This window comes from Staphylococcus sp. NRL 16/872 (assembly GCF_022815905.2).
In the GTDB taxonomy this organism is placed as follows: Bacteria; Bacillota; Bacilli; order Staphylococcales; family Staphylococcaceae; genus Staphylococcus.
In genome coordinates this window covers 1,042,833-1,061,953 of the sequence record NZ_CP119327.1, presented here as the reverse complement: position 1 = coordinate 1,061,953, position 19,121 = coordinate 1,042,833, and the positions used below count along the sequence as shown (strand labels likewise).

43 protein-coding genes and 2 pseudogenes are annotated in these 19,121 nt (G+C 35.3%); 1 reads left to right on the top strand and 44 read right to left on the bottom strand.

What is annotated here, in order from left to right; all coding sequences use genetic code 11:
* Positions 1-12: 12 nt before the first annotated feature.
* The 43 genes and pseudogenes from MT340_RS05425 to MT340_RS05220 form a co-directional block, all read right to left on the bottom strand.
* Positions 13-426: an HK97-gp10 family putative phage morphogenesis protein gene (locus MT340_RS05425; protein ID WP_243603634.1), complete on the bottom strand. Its 414-nt coding sequence runs from the start codon at positions 424-426 to the stop codon at positions 13-15.
* Positions 419-748, bottom strand: a complete 330-nt coding sequence (locus MT340_RS05420) for a phage head closure protein (protein WP_049394911.1) — start codon at positions 746-748, stop codon at positions 419-421. The genes MT340_RS05425 and MT340_RS05420 overlap by 8 nt, the downstream gene beginning before the upstream one ends.
* Positions 741-1,052, bottom strand: a complete 312-nt coding sequence (locus MT340_RS05415) for a phage head-tail connector protein (protein WP_243603633.1) — start codon at positions 1,050-1,052, stop codon at positions 741-743. Before MT340_RS05415 ends, MT340_RS05420 begins: the two co-directional genes overlap by 8 nt.
* Positions 1,052-1,342: a Rho termination factor N-terminal domain-containing protein gene (locus MT340_RS05410; RefSeq protein WP_243603632.1), complete on the bottom strand. Its 291-nt coding sequence runs from the start codon at positions 1,340-1,342 to the stop codon at positions 1,052-1,054. Before MT340_RS05410 ends, MT340_RS05415 begins: the two co-directional genes overlap by 1 nt.
* Positions 1,343-1,358: 16 nt before the next feature.
* The gene (locus MT340_RS05405) at positions 1,359-2,276 is read right to left on the bottom strand and encodes a sugar-binding protein (RefSeq protein ID WP_243589070.1); all 918 of its coding nucleotides are present in this window, start codon (positions 2,274-2,276) and stop codon (positions 1,359-1,361) included.
* 11 nt (positions 2,277-2,287) lie between these two features.
* Positions 2,288-2,815 carry a phage scaffolding protein gene (locus MT340_RS05400; protein WP_243603631.1) on the bottom strand — a complete coding sequence of 176 codons (528 nt, stop codon included), beginning with the start codon at positions 2,813-2,815 and terminating at the stop codon, positions 2,288-2,290.
* A 103-nt stretch (positions 2,816-2,918) separates the two neighbouring features.
* The gene (locus MT340_RS05395) at positions 2,919-3,869 is read right to left on the bottom strand and encodes a phage head morphogenesis protein (protein ID WP_243589068.1); all 951 of its coding nucleotides are present in this window, start codon (positions 3,867-3,869) and stop codon (positions 2,919-2,921) included.
* The gene (locus MT340_RS05390) at positions 3,832-5,247 is read right to left on the bottom strand and encodes a phage portal protein (protein WP_243589067.1); all 1,416 of its coding nucleotides are present in this window, start codon (positions 5,245-5,247) and stop codon (positions 3,832-3,834) included. Before MT340_RS05390 ends, MT340_RS05395 begins: the two co-directional genes overlap by 38 nt.
* Positions 5,248-5,505: a hypothetical protein gene (locus tag MT340_RS12875; RefSeq protein WP_481906656.1), complete on the bottom strand. Its 258-nt coding sequence runs from the start codon at positions 5,503-5,505 to the stop codon at positions 5,248-5,250.
* Positions 5,393-6,019: an HNH endonuclease signature motif containing protein gene (locus tag MT340_RS05385; protein ID WP_243589066.1), complete on the bottom strand. Its 627-nt coding sequence runs from the start codon at positions 6,017-6,019 to the stop codon at positions 5,393-5,395. The genes MT340_RS12875 and MT340_RS05385 overlap by 113 nt, the downstream gene beginning before the upstream one ends.
* 52 nt (positions 6,020-6,071) lie before the next feature.
* Positions 6,072-6,344, bottom strand: a pseudogene (locus tag MT340_RS05380) (PBSX family phage terminase large subunit); the annotation flags it as partial.
* Between the two features lie 6 nt (positions 6,345-6,350).
* Positions 6,351-7,553 (bottom strand): annotated as a pseudogene (locus MT340_RS05375) (PBSX family phage terminase large subunit); the annotation flags it as partial.
* Positions 7,537-7,917, bottom strand: coding sequence for a phBC6A51 family helix-turn-helix protein (locus MT340_RS05370; protein WP_243589065.1), 381 nt, complete (start codon positions 7,915-7,917; stop codon positions 7,537-7,539). The gene MT340_RS05370 and the pseudogene MT340_RS05375, both read right to left, overlap by 17 nt.
* A gap of 61 nt (positions 7,918-7,978) precedes the next feature.
* A complete protein-coding gene (locus MT340_RS05365) occupies positions 7,979-8,191 on the bottom strand; it encodes a hypothetical protein (RefSeq protein WP_243589064.1) in 213 nt (70 codons plus the stop codon).
* 311 nt (positions 8,192-8,502) lie between these two features.
* Positions 8,503-8,904: a hypothetical protein gene (locus tag MT340_RS05360; protein ID WP_243589063.1), complete on the bottom strand. Its 402-nt coding sequence runs from the start codon at positions 8,902-8,904 to the stop codon at positions 8,503-8,505.
* Positions 8,905-9,078: a transcriptional activator RinB gene (gene rinB / locus MT340_RS05355; RefSeq protein WP_243603630.1), complete on the bottom strand. Its 174-nt coding sequence runs from the start codon at positions 9,076-9,078 to the stop codon at positions 8,905-8,907.
* A complete protein-coding gene (locus MT340_RS05350) occupies positions 9,071-9,349 on the bottom strand; it encodes a hypothetical protein (RefSeq protein ID WP_243603629.1) in 279 nt (92 codons plus the stop codon). Before MT340_RS05350 ends, rinB begins: the two co-directional genes overlap by 8 nt.
* A gap of 5 nt (positions 9,350-9,354) precedes the next feature.
* Complete coding sequence (locus tag MT340_RS05345; RefSeq protein ID WP_048668104.1) at positions 9,355-9,552, bottom strand: hypothetical protein; 198 nt, start codon at positions 9,550-9,552, stop codon at positions 9,355-9,357.
* Between the two features lie 18 nt (positions 9,553-9,570).
* On the bottom strand, positions 9,571-9,744 hold the full coding sequence (locus MT340_RS05340) for a hypothetical protein (RefSeq protein ID WP_243603628.1): 174 nt from the start codon (positions 9,742-9,744) through the stop codon (positions 9,571-9,573).
* 16 nt (positions 9,745-9,760) lie between these two features.
* Positions 9,761-9,964, bottom strand: coding sequence for a hypothetical protein (locus MT340_RS05335; protein ID WP_243603627.1), 204 nt, complete (start codon positions 9,962-9,964; stop codon positions 9,761-9,763).
* 36 nt (positions 9,965-10,000) lie between these two features.
* Positions 10,001-10,324, bottom strand: coding sequence for a MazG-like family protein (locus tag MT340_RS05330; protein WP_243603626.1), 324 nt, complete (start codon positions 10,322-10,324; stop codon positions 10,001-10,003).
* On the bottom strand, positions 10,317-10,484 hold the full coding sequence (locus tag MT340_RS05325) for a hypothetical protein (RefSeq protein ID WP_243603625.1): 168 nt from the start codon (positions 10,482-10,484) through the stop codon (positions 10,317-10,319). Before MT340_RS05325 ends, MT340_RS05330 begins: the two co-directional genes overlap by 8 nt.
* Positions 10,485-10,664, bottom strand: a complete 180-nt coding sequence (locus MT340_RS05320) for a hypothetical protein (RefSeq protein WP_243603624.1) — start codon at positions 10,662-10,664, stop codon at positions 10,485-10,487. It abuts the gene before it with no gap.
* Positions 10,648-10,827, bottom strand: a complete 180-nt coding sequence (locus MT340_RS05315) for a hypothetical protein (protein ID WP_243603623.1) — start codon at positions 10,825-10,827, stop codon at positions 10,648-10,650. The genes MT340_RS05320 and MT340_RS05315 overlap by 17 nt, the downstream gene beginning before the upstream one ends.
* Positions 10,808-11,230, bottom strand: a complete 423-nt coding sequence (locus MT340_RS05310) for a hypothetical protein (RefSeq protein WP_243603622.1) — start codon at positions 11,228-11,230, stop codon at positions 10,808-10,810. Before MT340_RS05310 ends, MT340_RS05315 begins: the two co-directional genes overlap by 20 nt.
* Entirely contained in the window at positions 11,231-11,554 is a 324-nt protein-coding gene (locus MT340_RS05305; protein ID WP_243603621.1) for a hypothetical protein, read from the bottom strand.
* A 157-nt stretch (positions 11,555-11,711) separates the two neighbouring features.
* Positions 11,712-11,894 (bottom strand): hypothetical protein, encoded by a 183-nt coding sequence (locus tag MT340_RS05300; RefSeq protein ID WP_243589057.1) that lies wholly within the window; start codon positions 11,892-11,894, stop codon positions 11,712-11,714.
* A gap of 4 nt (positions 11,895-11,898) precedes the next feature.
* Positions 11,899-12,135, bottom strand: a complete 237-nt coding sequence (locus MT340_RS05295) for a hypothetical protein (RefSeq protein ID WP_243603620.1) — start codon at positions 12,133-12,135, stop codon at positions 11,899-11,901.
* On the bottom strand, positions 12,122-12,301 hold the full coding sequence (locus MT340_RS05290) for a helix-turn-helix domain-containing protein (protein WP_243589055.1): 180 nt from the start codon (positions 12,299-12,301) through the stop codon (positions 12,122-12,124). The genes MT340_RS05295 and MT340_RS05290 overlap by 14 nt, the downstream gene beginning before the upstream one ends.
* A gap of 2 nt (positions 12,302-12,303) precedes the next feature.
* Positions 12,304-12,492 carry a hypothetical protein gene (locus MT340_RS05285; RefSeq protein WP_243589054.1) on the bottom strand — a complete coding sequence of 63 codons (189 nt, stop codon included), beginning with the start codon at positions 12,490-12,492 and terminating at the stop codon, positions 12,304-12,306.
* Positions 12,492-12,896 (bottom strand): DUF1064 domain-containing protein, encoded by a 405-nt coding sequence (locus MT340_RS05280; protein WP_243589053.1) that lies wholly within the window; start codon positions 12,894-12,896, stop codon positions 12,492-12,494. Before MT340_RS05280 ends, MT340_RS05285 begins: the two co-directional genes overlap by 1 nt.
* A gap of 10 nt (positions 12,897-12,906) precedes the next feature.
* Positions 12,907-13,131, bottom strand: coding sequence for a DUF3269 family protein (locus tag MT340_RS05275; protein ID WP_243589052.1), 225 nt, complete (start codon positions 13,129-13,131; stop codon positions 12,907-12,909).
* Positions 13,100-13,330 carry a hypothetical protein gene (locus MT340_RS05270; protein ID WP_243589051.1) on the bottom strand — a complete coding sequence of 77 codons (231 nt, stop codon included), beginning with the start codon at positions 13,328-13,330 and terminating at the stop codon, positions 13,100-13,102. The genes MT340_RS05275 and MT340_RS05270 overlap by 32 nt, the downstream gene beginning before the upstream one ends.
* Positions 13,327-14,562, bottom strand: a complete 1,236-nt coding sequence (locus MT340_RS05265) for a DnaB helicase C-terminal domain-containing protein (RefSeq protein WP_243589050.1) — start codon at positions 14,560-14,562, stop codon at positions 13,327-13,329. The genes MT340_RS05270 and MT340_RS05265 overlap by 4 nt, the downstream gene beginning before the upstream one ends.
* The gene (locus MT340_RS05260; protein ID WP_193624736.1) at positions 14,555-14,914 is read right to left on the bottom strand and encodes a hypothetical protein; all 360 of its coding nucleotides are present in this window, start codon (positions 14,912-14,914) and stop codon (positions 14,555-14,557) included. The genes MT340_RS05265 and MT340_RS05260 overlap by 8 nt, the downstream gene beginning before the upstream one ends.
* A complete protein-coding gene (locus MT340_RS05255; RefSeq protein ID WP_193624735.1) occupies positions 14,914-15,708 on the bottom strand; it encodes a phage replisome organizer N-terminal domain-containing protein in 795 nt (264 codons plus the stop codon). The genes MT340_RS05260 and MT340_RS05255 overlap by 1 nt, the downstream gene beginning before the upstream one ends.
* Positions 15,701-16,378 (bottom strand): putative HNHc nuclease, encoded by a 678-nt coding sequence (locus MT340_RS05250; RefSeq protein ID WP_193624734.1) that lies wholly within the window; start codon positions 16,376-16,378, stop codon positions 15,701-15,703. Before MT340_RS05250 ends, MT340_RS05255 begins: the two co-directional genes overlap by 8 nt.
* A 14-nt stretch (positions 16,379-16,392) precedes the next feature.
* Positions 16,393-16,806: a single-stranded DNA-binding protein gene (locus MT340_RS05245; protein WP_193624733.1), complete on the bottom strand. Its 414-nt coding sequence runs from the start codon at positions 16,804-16,806 to the stop codon at positions 16,393-16,395.
* Positions 16,799-17,476, bottom strand: coding sequence for an ERF family protein (locus MT340_RS05240; protein ID WP_243589048.1), 678 nt, complete (start codon positions 17,474-17,476; stop codon positions 16,799-16,801). The genes MT340_RS05245 and MT340_RS05240 overlap by 8 nt, the downstream gene beginning before the upstream one ends.
* Positions 17,477-17,962, bottom strand: a complete 486-nt coding sequence (locus MT340_RS05235; protein ID WP_243589047.1) for a siphovirus Gp157 family protein — start codon at positions 17,960-17,962, stop codon at positions 17,477-17,479.
* Positions 17,946-18,179, bottom strand: a complete 234-nt coding sequence (locus MT340_RS05230; RefSeq protein WP_243589046.1) for a hypothetical protein — start codon at positions 18,177-18,179, stop codon at positions 17,946-17,948. Before MT340_RS05230 ends, MT340_RS05235 begins: the two co-directional genes overlap by 17 nt.
* Positions 18,180-18,263: 84 nt before the next feature.
* Positions 18,264-18,425 (bottom strand): DUF1270 family protein, encoded by a 162-nt coding sequence (locus MT340_RS05225; RefSeq protein WP_243589045.1) that lies wholly within the window; start codon positions 18,423-18,425, stop codon positions 18,264-18,266.
* A gap of 13 nt (positions 18,426-18,438) precedes the next feature.
* Positions 18,439-18,648: a hypothetical protein gene (locus MT340_RS05220; protein WP_243589044.1), complete on the bottom strand. Its 210-nt coding sequence runs from the start codon at positions 18,646-18,648 to the stop codon at positions 18,439-18,441.
* A gap of 62 nt (positions 18,649-18,710) precedes the next feature.
* Between MT340_RS05220 and MT340_RS05215 the strand changes: the two genes are divergently transcribed.
* Positions 18,711-18,947, top strand: a complete 237-nt coding sequence (locus MT340_RS05215) for a hypothetical protein (protein WP_279390482.1) — start codon at positions 18,711-18,713, stop codon at positions 18,945-18,947.
* On the opposite strand, the gene MT340_RS05210 is transcribed toward MT340_RS05215, so the two are convergent.
* Positions 18,940-19,101, bottom strand: coding sequence for a hypothetical protein (locus MT340_RS05210; protein WP_012991008.1), 162 nt, complete (start codon positions 19,099-19,101; stop codon positions 18,940-18,942). The genes MT340_RS05215 and MT340_RS05210 overlap by 8 nt on opposite strands.
* Positions 19,102-19,121: the final 20 nt, after the last annotated feature.

The following is a 19,121-nucleotide window of genomic DNA, read 5'->3' as shown; positions in this document are numbered from 1 at the left end:
TTTTACCGTCCTTTATGAAAAATACTTATTGAATGTTTCTCTACCTGCGTCAATAGCAGGCTCCCAAAAAGGTTGAGCATGTTGGCCTTTAGTAGTATGCCATTTACCGTCTGCATCTTTATAGTGCCACGGTATCTTTTTAGCACGACTACCACCAGGACCGACTGCATAAATTCCTGTACCATAATTTACGTACACGGCATACTCACTGCCTATACTTATAACACCAGTCAAACCTCCGTTTCTAAAATCTACGGAAGTGCTTTCTCTCAAGTAACCAGTATCTACTGGCATAAGATCAATTGCAGTGTTATATATCTTCATTGTGGTTTTAGCTATACCTTTTTTTGCCCGCTTTTCTACATCTTTTTGGTACCGTTCCAACTCAACAACTAAACTATCCGCACCATATTTCACTTTAGCCATAAGGTGCCTCTTTCAGTCGAATCAACTTAATTTCATGTTGGCCACCTTGATCTACAGGCTCACCTACAATGCCAAAGATTTTACCCTCGTATTTAAAGTAATCGTTATCGTTTATTGGTAGGTCATAAGGTACATATAGGTTCCTGTCGTATTCAGATGACATTTGATGATATTTAAGTTGTTCTGAAGTCGTAGGCGTATCCATAAAGCCTTTTATAATTTTTTCGCTCTTGTAGCGCTCTTTTTTAAACTTGAAATCGCCTATCACTTCAATTCGGCCTTTCGAAATAGCGTGTGGAAACTCATCGTATGGGTTAAACATGATAACCACTCCATCTTAACTTTCGATAAGGTTTAAGATAATTATACGTTGATGCAGGTAGGTCTGTTACAAACGTATAGCTTACCGTTCCCATTGTGCGAGCAGAAATGTTACCACTTGAGCCAAACTTGATACTCTCTGAGATAAATTTCTGAACGCCAGTAGGTAATGGCGCGTCAAAAGTTTGATTGCAATAATCTTGTGCTACACCTTTGTACATTTCAATAAGTTTGTCGATTGCATCGTCATTATCGAAGTTATCGAGTGGCAATTGGTTAATTAGTTTGACGTCTTGTGCGTCCATTATTTACCACTTCCTAGCGCCTCGACTAATTCAGCTTTTTTCATATCAGAAAAGCCTTCAATATCACGCTCTTTAGCCAACTCTTTCAACTCTGATACTTTCATACCAGAATAGTCAGTTTGCTCTTCTACACGCTCAATTAAAGGCTTGTTTTGACGGTTGTTTTCAGTGGATAATTCAGTTAATCGTTCTTCGCTTACAGTTAAATCTTTACGAGGGAATGTATCGCCTACATTATACGCGTGATTATCGTCTTGTAAGTCAGTAAAATATTCGATTACTTTATACATACGTCACTACCTCCTGTTATGCGCCAGTACCTGAAGTTTCAGTGTCAGCAGTTGTGGCAGCGTGTGCATCTACACCATCTTGTTTAGTAGGCACTTCTGTACCGCCAATAGTGAAGATGAATTTTTGTAAGTGTTCTGGTACAAATGCGCCAGTGTATAACATTTGCTCTGCTAATGTACCGAACATGCCAGGTACGTTAGAATTAGTTTTCGCTTCATTAGCTTGAATAGGTGACGCCATAACTTCACCGATTACCGCCATTGCGTCAACACCTTGTAGCATTTTAGATGGTACTTTGACAATACGGAAACCATCTAATTCACCTTGTACACCTTTACCTAATACTCTTTGATTAGTATCGCCTTGAGGTAAAGCAACAACAAATTTTTTGATACCTTTGTAGAATTTAGGTGTAACGAATAAAATACGTGATGGACCAGCATTGATTTCATCTAATTCAACAGATACGTCTAACACTGAATCATATTGAGCGTCTGTACCACTACCGACAGTTAAGTGTTTAGCTTTATTACGTGCTAAAGTAGCGAAACGTAAATTGTCTAAATAAGGTGCTACTACTTCTGACGCTTGTTTAGCAACAACATAATTAATATCGATATTACCTTCTGTGTCACGCTTATCTAATGCGTCAACAAAACGTCCCCAGTATTTTTCTTGGTCAAGGAAATAAGTTGTTTCTTGGATTTGTGGGTGGTCAAATTCATTCGTAGCGTTACGTTTGTAGTCTTTCAACTCTGTAACGTCACCTTTCATTACTGTAAATGAACGACCTTGCATAAAGATTGCGTCATTACTAATCACTGCAGGTGTAGAATAAGAATTCGCAGCAGTAACTTTTTCTAAAATCCCAACGTGTTTGTGTTTTAATAAAGTATCGCCTGGTTCAACAGACTTATTTGTAGCTTGTGCCATTTATATCACTCCTATTGTAAAAATTCTGTCCATGCCTCCGTTTTTTGAGGCGTATTACCATCTTGTGGCGTTGTTCCCGTTGGCTTAGGTTGTTCGAACAAATGACTATTTTCTTCTTTGAAATTGCCCATATAATCATCTAAACCATTAACATTGCCGTTGTCGTCAACTTCTAATTTGTCAGTGTCAATCAACTTAATAACTTGTTCTGGTTTAATTGCATTTTCTTTAGCAAGCGCAACCTCAATCGCTTTGTTTAATCGAACGTCTTTGATTTTTTGCTCGTAGTTGGCGTTTTCTTGCTTATAACTTTCTAACTGATTATTTAGTTCTTCATTATCGCCAGCTTTAGACTGCAATTCTTTGATTCGACTATCACGAGTAGCGATTTCTTTGTTAGCAGTATCGAGTTGCTCTTGTAAGCTTTCAACTTTTTCAGCTTTGTCTTTGTATTGACGTAAACTATCGTGATGTTCGTCTACAATCTTTTGAACAGTTTCTTCTTCTAAACCTAAGCCTCTTAAAAATTCGCGTTTCATTTACATTTCTCCTCACATTTTTGATAACACTGGTCTTATCCAGCACGAGTTTGCACCTTTTAACGCCTTGAGCATAATTTGGGCATAAAAAATAGCCAGTGCATTAAGCACTAGCTTTACGTTTCTGTTTCTCCCACTCACGATATGTCACGAACGGTATAATGCCGTCATCTTTTGTTCTCATGACAGTAGGTAACTCATCTTCATCGAAGTAATATAATAATTTGCATCGACAATTGATGTTCTCTTTTCCACTAGCCACACCTACAAACAATTTAGGCGCTTGTCCGACACAACCAGATGAATGAAAGTTATCATCGATATCAATCGCTTTCCCATCTAAATGACGATGTGTATCACGCGTTCTATTATCTTTAGTGGCTAACCAACGTTTTTTCATTCCAGTTAAACCATTATCTTTAGCAACTTTTGCACTATCAAGCCCTGCTTGTGACATTGCTCTACCTGCTTCTGTACGTGCTACACGTTGTGATTGTGCTTTTGTCATACCTATATCATCACGTAACGCTTTTGCTATCTTAGAATAACCTTCACCACTCATAATGCCTTGCGTGATGTGTATACGTATCTTTTTAAGCACTTCATCGCGATGCTTTTGTAATGTAGGAACCAATTTAATAAACTCAATCGGTTGCTCGATTGCATTATTGATTACAGATGCAGTAGGTACATCAAACTGCATAGATGTTTGACTTGCCATTTCATACAAATAAAGGCTCATCAAAAACTTTTCAATATAAGTGTTTTGTTGTGTCTGACGGATAGTTTTAGCAACTTCTCTGTAATCTTCCGTCAACATCTCACCTATTCTGATAAGTTCTTTATTGAGCCTGTTGTACTTATTAAATTCAGTCCATGTGACATATACGTCATCAGACTGGTACTTTTCAAACATATCTGCTATTTCTTGTTGTATTTGCTTTAATCTACGTGAGAATAGTATTTCTAATTCACTTTCTGCTTGTTTGATGAATTGGTCGATATAGTTATCAATGTCATTCTGGTTGTTTATCTTCGGATTGTCTTTGTTCATTCACAGCACCTCCAGTATCGATATCTGGTAACTGTGTATTGAGTTCGAGTTGTTCTTGCTCGATACGTTCCATTTCTGCCGTTGGGTCGTCAACCCACGGGTGATGTCTCACAATTGTTTCTTTAGATAGATATTGAGATTGTGCAGCGATTTGTGATTGTTCTAAATCGTTCATCATTCTGTTGAAATTGAATGTGATTTCAATATCTTTCGGATCTACTTTTAATTTGTAGAAATCGATAATAAACTCAATTAATTCTTGTATAGCAACAGTAGCTTTATTCTTTAGCTTATTCGCTTTTAAATCTAAGTTACCGTATAAGAATTTGAGTGCTATACCACTAGGCGCAGAGCCAAATTTATCTGTTTGAAAGTCCACACCTTGCCCGAACTCCATAATGTTCTGACGCATCATATCGAGATATTCTTTTGTACTAGCGACTGGCACTTCAACTTGTATCGTTTCAACGCCACCTTCACTATCTACATTGATTGCTTTGTAGTATTTTAAGCCTTGCATAAACTCTTTGAGATTCTCTCCCTCATATCCACGCAAGATATAAATCAACTCTGCACTCTCATCAAACATATTTTGTGTGTCAGATAAACGCTTATCAATAGCATCTATAATTGTTTTATATTGCCAAATATCCGATACCTCTTCTGGGTTGTTTTTGAATGGTATAAACGGAACTCTATTCCAACTACCAGTTGAGAAGTGTGTTTGTTTGTTGTTTTCACCATAGTAGTAATCGTTGATTAATGAACCGTTATCATACACATAGTATGTAACATCGGTTTCAGTCCAGTATTCTACTTTGGTTTCATCGTTTAATTTGAACACACGTATAAACGCTTGTAGTGCATCTCTTTTACTATCTTTCCAAATCGGAATAGATTGCTCAGCAGGTACTCTAAATAGCTTAAAATCGCCATTCTCGTCAATGTATGGCTGTACCCACTCAATACCTTTGTTACTTGCAGCAGTGAGTACATCGATTAACTCGTTATCCCAACGATTATCTAGCACTTCATGGATAGTATCTAGCACTTTTTCATTCTCACAAGAATAACTCACTGGGTTAGTAACAAGATAAGCTACTTTCTGGTCAACTAAGTTTTGATGATAGTTAGTAGTAATACGCCAATCTGGTTTATCTATGTCAAGATTACCGTCTAGGTCGTATTTATACTTTTGTCTGTATATATCATTATCTTTATCGTAGTAGCGTTGCCCTGTTGAAATACGCTCAATATCTTTCTGATGATTTTGTACTAAACGCACAATCATTTCTTCTTGCGTCTCAACTTTAGGCGCTAACTGTTCTGTTATTTCTTCATAATATGGTTTCTCCCACGGCCAACGAATAAAAATCACCTACCTTAATATATTCATATGATTTTGACGCATATCCCGTTCTAAAGCGTAACGTGTAGCGTCGATACAATTGTGTATAATTAAACCGCCATCAACTGAATAGTTGTGGTGGTCTTCAACTTCCATATTATAAACGTTTTGAATACTATGAAATCTTATTGATTTTATCTTTTCCCTCTTTGGCTCTTTGCCTGTTTGTACAACTTCTGGAACATGTTTTTGTTTTTTTATACTTGTTGATTTTAAATTCTTTTCCACAATATACGCACTCCCTTGTCACATCATCTAAACCACTTTTTCTTCGCCACTTAGATTTACACTTATTAGAACAAAATCTGTTAACACCTGTATCTTGCGCTTCAAATTCTTTTCCACACTCTTTACATTCAAACTTTTTAATTTGATGTAATTTGCCTTTGGTATTTTCATAATGTTTTTTGTGCCATTTACGTCCTTCATCTGATTTGTGCCACTTATTCGCGGCTGGCCGAGCGTTTTCATCTAAATTTCTTATGATTTCTTTTCTTTGCAACTTTGCTCGTTCTAATCCATGTAACGTGGCATGTTCGCCATGTTTCATTAGTTGTAAGTTCGTAATATCGTTATTACTCTTATCATGATCTAAATGATGTATATGGCAACCATCAGGTATTGGCCCATTGTGGTATTCCCAAACATATCGATGTAATCTCTTATGCTTAGTAGAATTTAGATAATATCCAGTTTTGTCATCTCTAGTGAATTTCAAACCGTTAAAAAACACGTATTTCATAGTATCATCTCCTTAATTCTATTATATCAAAAGAATAACGAGAAGTATCTACTTATATACTAATTATTTCATCGTCATTATTGAGTTCTTCAACCATTTTCCAACCACTTGTGGTTAATACTAAATGGTCACTTGTCGCTTTGATTTTACGCCCACTTTCTGTTTCGATTTCAAACACCTCAGCATTTTCTCTAGTTAGCCTTACATCAAAGTATGTTGATTCAGTAGCGATTTGTTTATCTTCGTTAAAACACTTTACTAATCCGGTAGTACCCACTAAATCTTTAATAGGTATTTGTCCTTTTGATGTATCAATTAGTGTATCGCCTGTTACACAGTGGTTATCTTTATCTTCTAATCTCGGCTTAACATTGCCGTCTTTATCTGTTTCGTAATCAATATTCTCAAATTCTCTTGCAACATTTGGTGTTCTCTTAGGGTCAATCACAATAGCATCTAAATCATCAAGCCATTGCTCGCCGTGTTCAACACTGTCAGGACCTTTTTTCACACCTTTAACTCTTTTGATACCATGTTCTTGTTTAAGTTCTGCAATTGACTTGGGTTCGGCGGAGTCACAATATATCTCGTCAGACTGATAGCCTTTCTTCTTCAACCAGTTAGCAAACTCTCTATTACTTATCTGCACACCATAATGTTCATCAACTGCGTAGATAATACGTTTCTTTTTATCATAATGCCAACGTACAAATGCTAAAGGGTCAGTAGCATAACCAAAGTCGCAACCGTTGCGAATGTTATCAAATGTGTTGTATAACTCATCTGGTATAGGTTCTATACGTAAATTATTAAATGGTACAACGCCACTACCAATTGCCTCACCTAAATACTCCCAGCGATATCTTAATTCGTTACGTTGTTTAGCACTCTCTGCCTCTTGTATAAATTGTTTAGATATAAAAGGGTTATTTAAGTACGTTGAGTGATGTACGAATGTATTATCTGGTTGGAATGACGTTTCATATTTCTTGTTTGCCCAGTGTTGCTTACGCTTAGCCGGGTTGTATGAGAAATAGAATTTGTAGAATAGACCTTCGTCTAACTCTCCACGTAACATTGAGTTAGTAATCGTAGTCACTTCATCTTCCGTTTTGAACTCGCCTAATTCTTCTATCCACATAATAGAAAAAGGGAACCGACTATCTTTTAACGACTTTAATCGTTCTGGGTTCTGCGCACCCCTGAAGATAATTCTGTTCCCTCTCGGTATATATGTTAATTCCATAGGCGACACTTTAACTTTGAATAAGTGCGATACTTTCTGTTCCTCAATCGCCCACTTTATTTGCTCGAACACAGACGTTGCTAACGTGTTATCTGTCTTACGCACAACTACTGCATTCATCGGATAACGCATAATCAGTTGAGTAATGATAATGGATATATCAGACGACTTACCACTACCACGCCCACCTTTTGCCACAACGTTTAGTATGTTAGGGTCTTTTGTTGCTCGCCATAAACCATGAAAGTGCTTTGGTATCAATTCAGATAAGTTAAGTGATGTCGTCATTGAATTGCACCGTCGCATTCGTTTCGATTTGTTGCTTATCAACAGGATTATAACCAGAACGGTCAAGTATATCTTTTGCGGCTTGGAACCTCACTAATTCACTTCTGGCATTTAGCAACTTTGTCATGGTTAAAAGTGCTTGTGGCGTTTTCTCACTAAGATAGTAAGCTTGATAACCTTTCAAACCTAGCTGATACTCTTCTTTTTTCTTCCATCTGCTAATCGTAGTAGTGTCAATGCCGATTTTTTTAGCGATAGTTTTATCTGTTTGCCCTGTTTCGTTCTTTATTTCTATATACTTCTGCTGTTTTTCACTCAACTTTAAAAAGTCGTCAAAATTAGCATTGTTTAGCATTTTTGTCATGTCATCTATCACACGCCTTTACGTTAAATACTCTTTAAATTTGTAATAAAAAAGCACCTAATTAAAAGTGCTTTTTATCTTCATACTCTTCCACTTTAATTGATACTATTTGCTTAGTTGCTATTATCTTTTTACCTGATGTTAAAAACGTTTCATCGCTAACAACATCTATAAAGCGTTCTAAAATTTCATCTTCATTTCTTTCACTCATAAGTAAACAAACTTCCGTTTTACCGTCAACAGTATTAATAGTTACGTTGTATTTTTTCTCCATTTTCACACCACTTTCAATTTAATAATAAAAAAAGACTACTCGAGTTACTCTCGAATAGTCACATATGGGAGGTAATTAATAATGCAAAATCAAGTTTATCCAGAAAGGAGAAAAAGTACCTACCCAACGGATAGGCACTCAAGCAATCAGTGGCTGGCCAATACGACCATTACCAAACTTAATCACTTTCATTGAGAACTAACCAGCTACCTCAAAACGAGGGTTTGTGTGGATAGTTCTTACACGACAATTATATAAAATAATTTTGCCCTTTCAAAATAGTGTCATTTCAGTCATTTTCGTCATTTTTGTCACTGTAATAAGTATATTTTTTCTGCCAATTCATCACGTCGTGCTAAAAAATTATTTCTGTTCAATTTAGAATTAGGTAACTTTTTAATCACATCATCGCGCTTGTACCCTTTTTTGAGTAACTCTAGAAAACAAAAGTCTACATGTCCTAATTTCTGTTGTGATTGATTAATGAATTCAACTTCACGTAACATCTGTGCATAACGTTTGTTAGTCTTTTCTAACCTAATAACAACATCTTCAACTTTACTGCTATTTCCTCCTTGTGGTTTAGGTAGCGTGGCTTGTATACCATATTGAGCAATTGAATTGCTATCGTAATCTGGAATAGCATCAGCAATAACATTACACTTCATTTTATGTGTACCAATCATGTTGATAATCGATTCTTTAGAATACAATTAATACCCACCTGCCAAATCATTAATATCGTATTGATCACTCACCCTAGCATAATCACTTGGCACGTCCACACCATCTTCACTCTGCAACTTAACGATAAGTTCGTTAGTTAAGTATTTGCTTAGTTCATACAATGCGATGATGAACCATATTTTTAGTGTGCGTTTAAACATTATCACGCACCTCACTTTTAAAATTAATATCTTTTACAGTGATACTATTATGATCTTCTAATAAGTAATGATAACTAGCTAAGAAATCTGCTATAACTATAGGATGCTTAACAGCCATTCCTTGTTGAGTATTAACTCCGGACAATTTTAAAAAATACACGTCGCTATAATTGATTACTGAACAATCACCAACAATCAAGGTGTCATCTTCTATTTCAAACTCGATACCTTTGCTAATTAATTCTGAAGTTATTATTTTGAAATCACTCATTGCGTTCACTCCTTATCCAGCTTGTTATTCTCGAATTGTTTTCTTTTACGTTCTTCAAATTCTTTACGTTTATTTCTAGTCTTCTTCGCAATTCTTTTATATTCACGTTCTTCTTTGGTGTTTTCTAAATACATTTTGACAATCATTCCTGCCGAACTGACTAATAATAGTAAGGCTATAATAATTAAAATTAGTTCTGTCACTTCCCCAGCACTTCCTATCTATTTGAATTCGAAATCGACTTCAGTCGGTATAACTACAACTTTATAATTCTCATACACCTCTTTAATTTCATTTGATATTTGATTTAGACCAGTAATGTCTAAGTTTTTTCCTTGTAATATGAATATTTCTTTATTCCAACCACGAAAAATGATTTTAGTACGTTCTCTCACTTCCCCAGCACCTCTTTTACTTTTTCTTTTTAAATTTCAAAGTCACTACATCTCTGAAGTGTTGATTTCTTGTATGAGTTTCTGAAAGTTTATAATTAGTTATCATTTCAATAACTTCATAATCTACTAGGTTCAAATGAGATATATGAATATTAGTTTCATCTTTTCCGTCAAATAATCTTTTTAATATTTTTATAGTAGGTTTTTCAAAGTTTTTCATTTCCCTAGCACCTCTTTCACTTTTTCTAAAATGTCTTTACTCTTTGAGGTCTGATTCTTTGATGAATGTGCCATTGATTGTCTTTCCTTTTCTTCCTTTGATTTCGTCATATGCATACTGTAAACACTCCTGTAATGTCATATCATGCTGTTGTGCCAATATGATTAATGTAACGACTGTATCGCCTATCCCATCTTTTAATGCGTCCATTTGTCCACGAGATAATGCTGCACCAACTTCTCCTGCCTCTTCATAAAATTTAAGTGCTTGTCTATCTGGGTTACCATTGTGTAATTTTTTATCAACGCTCCATTGTTCTACTGCTTTTACTAATTGATCTACTGTTAATGTGTTAGTCATTATCTGTGTCCTCCATTTCGATTAATTCAACGTGAGCGTAATCACTGTGACGGTTATAATGTACAAATTCATAATCATTATCATTTTCTGAACGAATATCAACGTTACCCAATTCATCTATAATATCTATTAATTCTTCAATCATTTTTCTGGCTTTCATTTATTCGTCCTCCTTAAATTTAACTTGATGTGGTTTGACCGTTTCTATACCGTCATTCCATTCAATTACTGCATACAAGCAAATAATGTAATCGCCTCTGTAATTTCTTTCAGTTCCCTGTACAACCCCGTGAAATTTATCTCTAGTGATTTCATAAATACGTTCAGTTTCGATTGTCATTGTCGTTGGCCTCCTGTATTGAAATAGTGTACTCATCGATATTTTCAGGTAATTCCATCGTCGCAATATCTTGAGCTTCAAATTCAGCTTTTTCTTCATCGTCAGCAAACACAGTATCTTCAATCACACCAGTATAGTAGATTTCAATATAATATTTTTTCATCACTGCCACGCTCCAAATCGTTTAAAAAGTTTTTGAAATCGTCAGTGCCGTCGAGCTCGTCCATATGCAGTAAAAAATACCTTGTTTGAGATAAACGAGTAAGCGTTGCTCTTCTCGTCTCACCACCTGTTATTACTTCAAAATTGTTTCTATACAATCCATAAACTTCTAAGGTGTCTTTTTTTAATTTATCCCACGCTTCTGCCTTACGTTTAATGTCTGCAATGTCATTGATTATCTTGTCACGTTCTTTTGATACATCATATAAATTACCTTCTATTTCATAACTTAATTTAATCTCTTTATTCAATTTTTCTTCTAAATCTACATTACACTTGCGCAATCTTTCGAGGTCAACAAGCAATGCGTCATAACTTTCCTGCGATAACTTAACTTCTGCCATTTACTCGTCCTCCGATAATTTTCTTGTTTCTACTGGTCCATACTCATTTTCTTTGTTAACAATGTCTAGTATTTCATCTACTGTTAAATTTCTTATAGGTTCACTTATTAATTTTCCACCATGCACTTTTGCAATTTCATATAAACCAGTCTTACGCAAATGTAAGTTGTGTAAATCTAATTCGTTAACAACGCTTTCGTTAACAACGCTTAATAAATAATCACCTGTACTATCAAAGATGTATTGATTGCAGTTATCAAATCTTGAATAATATTCCACTAAATGTGGCGATTGCAAATATCTAATTTCATATTCTTCTGCCATTCTTCACACACTCCCTATTACTTTTAATATCGTTCTCGCTTACTAACCTTCCTGCGACCTTTACCACAAAGCCGTTGACACCTAACTTGCGTAATTCTTGTTGTATCTGTGTAGGTGTCTTTGCTTTGTATCGTTGGTGTATAATTGTCATTTTCATCTACACCTTTACTATGTCGTATCTATCATCAATCTTTACTAACTCACTGCCAACACGCACCATAAGGTAAGGTTCCCCATCAAAGTTATAATTCAACTCTTCCACAACTGCTGGGAATGATGTTTTAGCTTTAGGATGTTTAAACCAAATGTCATCACCTTTATTTAATTCATGTAATTCCACAATGCTACCCCCTTTGCACATTATCGTATTGATCTGTTTTGACTTTAACCATAAGATTGTTTTGCGCTAGATTTTTAAAGTACCTAGTGTTCACTCTGTGTTTAGCAACCTCACGTTCTGCACGTTTAGCTTTAGCAATACGTTCTTCCTCGCGCTTACGTTTTAGTTGTCTTTCGTGTCTAAGTTGTATTTGTTGTAATTCGTAAAGTTGCTTAGATGTCATCCGTTTAGTGTGTGTCATAGCTATATACTCCTTTTCCATACAGCAATTCTGGACCTCGCAAGCCTCTGTTATAACGACCACGTAACGTTGTGAGTGGTACATCATAATTTTTTGAGGCATCTCTCAACGAGATACGTTTGCCATCTAAATATACATACGTTGCTTTTAGTTTTTGTTTATGCATCTCTACCACTTCCAATCGCTTTCTTCTATCCACAGACTATCCTCGTCAAATTCTGCTTCTCGAAGAATATCAACTTCCACGTTGTTATATGCTTTACTGATTAAACGCTCCATTTCTTTTTCACTTGGTTTGTTGTCTGTTGGTATTTCTACTGTGCCTTTTACTTCGAAATTGACGATTAATGTTGGCATTACTTCTTCAGCTCCTTCTTACGCTCCCTGCGTACTTTGATTAATTCTTCATATGTTATCCACTCTTGACCTGTGTATTTAGGCGCTTTACATATCCAAGTTAGCGGTATTTCTCTGTTTTGATACCTAAATATCTTTGCTTTAACCTTTGCTACTGGCGTTGGCATACCTTTTACATCTATAACTTCAAGTAAGGTATCGCCTTTCCACAAAGCAAAATCTGCCACATAAATAATAGGTTTATTTCCGTCGAATTTAGGTTGTAATTCATACTTAGGTTGCAACTCGATATGATCGTATTCACCGCCTAAGTTACCTTCTAAATATTGGTAGTATTCACACTCGACTTTGCTGTCGAATGTGATACCTTTGTACTCAACTTTTTTAGCGTTGTATTTACTCACGTTGTCACTCCTACATATCAAATATCGTTGCTTGTAACCCTAGTTCTTCTTCGTAGAGAAGCTCATATACGCCTTTGAAATGTTTCAACTCACTATCAGCCATCTCTTTGTATTCTTCGCTAAAATGAGCGCCTGTGAGTGTTTTGACGATGTTTAAATTAGGCTCACGTTTCTCCACCTTTATTTCTTCTGTTCCGTCAGGTCTATAAAGGTAATACTTTTCGATAATTGCCATCTTTATCTCTCCACTTCGTTTCTTTTTCAATAATGTCTTTCACTTTCTCATAGTCATCGAATGGCGATATCTTTTTCTCTTCCAGCAAGCGATTGATAGCCCGACCAACTTCAATCAGTAACGTTCCGATAAGTTGATCGTTGCTATAATCTTGTCGGTACATCGTTCCAAGTAGTTTCTTATATTCGATAACCGTCATGTCGTGAACCTTTGCGTACGTTTATAATATTCAAATTCGATAACACCTGTTTCACCGTCTTTATTTTTGGCAATGTTGCATTCAACAATCGACTTACCGAATTCATCATCTTCGTCTTGGTTATAATAATCATCTCGATAAAGAAGCATTGCTAAACTTGCGTCAGCCTCAATTCCACCTGCTTCTTTCATGTCAGACAACATAGGTCGTTTGTCATTTCGACTTTCTACACCACGACTAAGTTGAGAAAGTAAAACGATAATTGCACCAGTTTCGTTTGCTATTATTTTTAAATCACGACTGATTTTTTCAATGCCATTTCTACGGTCTAATTTGCTATCTGTTTGCATTAATTGTAGATAGTCGATGAATATTACCTGTTGCTTATCTTTGTTCTTCATAGCTTGTTTACGGACTTCCTGGGTGCTTACATTACTTTGTGAATTAACATCTATTTCAAGTTTTAATATTTCACTTGCAGCACTTGTTAATTTAGTTAAGTCATCGTAGCTTAGATCTGTTTTTTTCTTAATACGTGACAGTTCAATTCCTGTCACAGTCGATAACATTCGTTCTAATATTGCTACGCCTGTTGTTTCTAAACTAAATAGCGATGTTTTATAACCCTGTTTAGCGATATTAAGCATCATCTGAATTGCAAAACCTGTTTTCCCAACAGATGGCCGTGCTGCGATAACTACTAGTTGTGTAGGCTCTAAACCGCCAATCTTATAGTCCATTAATGGAAAACCTGTCTTAATGACTTTCTTAGGTTCATCGCTATATAATTCTTCTACAAACTCATCTACAATTTGTTTTGTACTTGTTTCATCTGTCGCACTAATCAGTGATACTTGATTTAAGTCAGTAACCATTGCTTCAAACGATTGCATGTTAGGTGATTGGTTAAATTCATTGATTACTTCATTCGCTTGTGATATTTGATAGATTTCCAATAAATTCTGCTGATAGCGCTCAAACATGCCGTAACCAATAAAATCGGAATTATATAGCTTTTGTATCGTGTCGAAATCTAAAAAGTTTTTATTCTTTGATGTTTCTAAAAATATTTCTTGATGATCCACCTTTCCGACTTCAAATACATATTCCATAAATGTTTTAAAGTCGTCGTAATAGAACATATAAGGTTTAACACGCAACTTTTCGATAAGTTCAGGCTTTTTAAGCAAACTCGAAACAATCGTACTTTCAATATCTCTGCGTTCATTCATGGTTGTTCACCTCGAACTTTCTAAGCTGTTCTGCAAAGTCATCAAGTATCTTTTTTCGTGCTGCTACATATTCGGGATCGTTTTTCATTTTCCAACGATGCTCTTTTACATCATCTGGCGCCTCTTCATATCCCATTTTCTTAGGTGCTTTTCTCATAATTTTAGGTAAGTTAGGTGGATATGAATTGCCGGAATTTATATAGTTATCTAATGTTTTTAGTGTTGGTTCGTAATCACCATTTTCGCTAAGAACTTCTATCCATGTTTCTAACTTTGGTTTGTCGAACTCTAAATTATAGATGTTCCTAATTTTTTTGATGATTTGTAATGCTTCTTTCTTAGTCATACTCATTACTCATCACCTAATTCTTGTTCCATTGCTGCGATAACATCATCAGTTTCGCTTTTCTTTTTAGGTTTAATTTTATTTTTAGCGTCATCTTTAGTTTTCACATTTTCTTTTGCCCAATTATTTAACACTTTGATTAGATAACCTACATGACAACCTTTTTCTTTCGTATAATCTGTGGCAACTTCGATAACCTCATCTGCATGTTCTCCTATGTCATCAACTGCATATCCTATCTGTTCCATTTGGTAAGGAGTTAAGTTATTATCTAAAAATGTGATTACATAATTAATTGCTTTTGAGAAGACGTCGTTACTTCTATCTTCTTTATTCTTATTCTTATATTCTTCTTCTCTTTCTTCTTCTGTATCGTTACGTAACGTTACGGTAACGTTACTTTCTATTTGATTTTGCTTTTTTCGTTCTCTATAACGTTGTTGTCTAAGTCTATTTTTTTCGTTATGTTTGCTTTTACTATCTAAACTTTGGTGCTTTTCCCAATTAGTTACTTTATAGACACCTTGATTATCATCTATCATTCCTAATGTTTTAAACGTTTGTAATGCTAATCTGATAGAATTAATAGGTCTGTTAAATTCATTTGCTAACATCTCGTCGTTGTACGGTAAGTTTTCAGATAGCATAATATAACCATGCTCGTTATATTTACCAGCAAGCGTTAGTAATTTAACCCAAACCGTAATGATTGTGTCGCGTTCGGGTAACGCCTCTATATATTTAATTTTGCTGTCATCGAACATTCCGACTTTTAATTTTATCCATGATACTTCAGCCAATATCACTACCTCCTTTAAGCATCTTATTTAGTCGATCGTCCACATCAACCCAGCTATCTGTTAAGTGATATTTATTGTTAAACGTGTCCATTCCTATCTGGTGCTGTTCTGTGTGGTGGTTCCTACACAAAGCTAATACTTGGTTACCTACATGATTTATCTTGTTGCGATTACGACCTTTACCTACCGCATATCTATGTGCTAAATCTGAATGCGGTTTCCCACAAATCACACAGTTACGATTGACCGTCGCCCAATATAAAAATGATTTATCTTGTTTGAGTAAGTCGCTTGTTTTATATGCAAGTGGTATATCGTTATGGAATATCCAGTCCAATGTAACCTCAATAATTTGGCTAGCTTGTGTACGTGTGCAATCACTTAATGAGATGCGCTTGTCGTAGCCGTAGTACGTCCGAACGTATTCGATGAACATATGACGCATGTAGTCCATAGGTTGAGCTGTATGCGCCTCTATGTCCTTTACAAGAGCAAATATCTTACGGCGTTGTTTGTCGGTTATTCTGAAAGGGTCTACGACTTGCACATCTACCTCTACTTCAAACCCGTTATCAAGCAAGAGTGAAGTTTTGTTGTCTAGTTCTACACCTTCAATGACAACGGTAGTTGTACCGTCGTCTTGAATGATGTAATTTTTAATAATTGGCATCTACATCAGTCCAATCAGAACGGCAAATCTGAGTTATCGATGTCTGTACCATTACCAAACGGGTTATTGCCTGCTGGTGCTTGTCCTCGTTGTTGTTGAGGTTGGCCATTCTGTTGATTGCTACCTTTGCTATCCAAGAATTCAATTCTGTTAGCAATCACTCGTACTACTGAACGATTGTGACCTTCTTTGTCTTGAAATCTGTCTTGCTTCAAGTTACCTTCAATTAAAATTTTGCTACCTTTACCACAGTAGTTATTAAGTAGTTCAGCAGTTTTACCGAATGCTACGATGTCAAAAAATGATGTATCGTCCCTTTTGAATGGGTTATCAACTGCCATTGAGAAGTTAGTTACTTGTGTTTGACCAGCTTGTTTAAGTTCTAAATCTTTAGTGATACGTCCTGTTAAAATAGTTAAATTAGTCATTCGTACTCTCCTTATATTTTTTTGCCATTGCTTGAATGTTATTGATTGTAGTTACTGCTTGTTGTTCAGACATTGATGTGTAATCTTGTATTCCAAATGTTTGTTCTGCTTGTTGTTGTGTTACGTCTTTTCCTAATGACTTCATCAAATCAACGAAATCAAACACTTCTTGCTTTAGAACACCAACCGTTTTACTACTTACCTTGTTGTATTTTTCTTGTTTTTGCTTAGCATCTGCATCATCTTCATCAGTTGGAATATTGAAGAATTTCATCAAGAAATACCTTTCAGCATAAGTTAGTGCAGTACCATGTGCTTTAGAAACATCATCTTGTTGACCTACTGCGTAGAAAGTAACTTCGAATTGTTCTTCCGGTTTATCTGCATTGATCCATACATAAGTTAATTTCATTTCAACGATAAATTCTGATGTTGTAATCTCACGGCCAGCTTTTTTATTAAATCTTGTTACTTCAACTTGTTTGTAGTTTTCTTCTGATGTTTTCGGTACAAGTAATAAATTGTTTTCAATCATCTTATTTCTAATTCTATGCAACACTTGAGAGCCACTTACGTATGAGTAGTTGTAACTCTTTGCATCTTTAGTAAAGCCATCAATATTAGCTTTAACGTCTGCTATCTTTTGGAACAAATTAAGTTGTTCAGCCATCTACTTCACCACCAAACTAACAGTGTGTTTCAACTTTGCACCCGGAACGTCTTTACCGCTTTTCAAATCATCAGTAAGCATTTTAGAGTTGAGTTTTGGTGCTTGTGATACCCAGTATTCTTTAGGTATTAATTTTTCATCTGTGACCTCTTTACTTGGTCCATTACTACGTTTGTAAATGTAGTTAGTAGATGTACGGTACTTATCCAATTGACGTTGATCTAACATATCTAGTAAGTAGCCTTTTAATCTGTCAGAAAGGTTAGATTTCTGTTTTTTAATTGCTTGTAGACGTTTAATTTCTTTATCGATAGTTTCAACGTCTGCATCTACCGAACGCTTTAAGCCGATAGTGTTATCAACTTTTATATTCAATTCTTCTTCAATGCTATCCAATGTATCTTTTAAATCTTCAAACGAATAACCTTCGTCTAATTTGTTTAAAACTTCCAAATAATTTTGTGTAAGATTATAGGTGTTCAACATTTATCATCGCCTCCAGTTTTCTACGGTCAGCTTCTAATTCTGCTAAGCGTGATGATTGACCGTTGTTTAATACGACTAAGTCGTCGATGTATTCTAATGCGTTGTCTAATTGGTTGTTTGAATATTCGAGCATTGCTTCGAGTTTCTTCACTCTGTCTTTAGCAACTAGAAATTCAATAAACTCTTTTTCGTAGACTTTTATATATGGTTCTTGCATGATTAGTCCTCCCGTTATATGATAAAGATGAAATTCATTTTATTTGTGCTCGACTGTTACTCATTGCCGTGAGTATCAGTCTTTTTATTTGTAAAAATAACTGTCAAAAAAGATGTATGTTGCAAGTGATGTAAATAACGCTATTCCTGCTGCGTCAGTGATGAATATATTAATCATGATAGATGCAAAAAATATTGTGTTAAATGCTAATCCAGTGATTAGTATTGTTTTGTCTTTGGTCGACATGGATATCATCTCCTCATAAACTAGCTTCGTTAACCATCAAATTATTCTCGATATAGTCGATTGCTTTTCTGACTTTGATATAACGTTTACGACTACCTTCAAATCGATACATACATTCTTGTTGAAAACCTTTATTTGAAGCTATTTTCTTTTCAAAGTCGTCTTTCGATAAACCGCTAATTTTCACAAACTCTTTTACGTCTGCAAAGCCGATGCATTCCATTAAAATCACTCCTTTCGTGTATAATTTGGTTATCGCTACTGCGATAGTGTGTGGTGATAAGGTTGAAAACTAGCTATAACTTTAGTATCAATGTTAGAAATGCCGGTAAGTTTGAAGAAACACCATGTGAATTTGTAGATGGTAGCAAAGGTGTTCGATTAGCTTACGAAAATGGTTTGGTCGTAACAATCCAAGTTGACGGCAATAATATTGATATACGTTCAAGTCACCGATTAATTTTGGTTGATGAAAGCTCTTTAACTTTTGATGTTGATATGAATACAAAAAATCCTAAATAATTTTTTTACCATCAACAGTTAAAGACAATGTATTTTTATTTTGGAGATGTAAGAGGTCTATTGTCGTTAGCAATTCCTCTTCGCTCCATTTTTCTTTTTCTGCTAATTCGAAAATTTTGATCGCTATCTCATGTAATTTTTTTAAGTCTTGCATTTGTTATCCTCCTTTAAGTT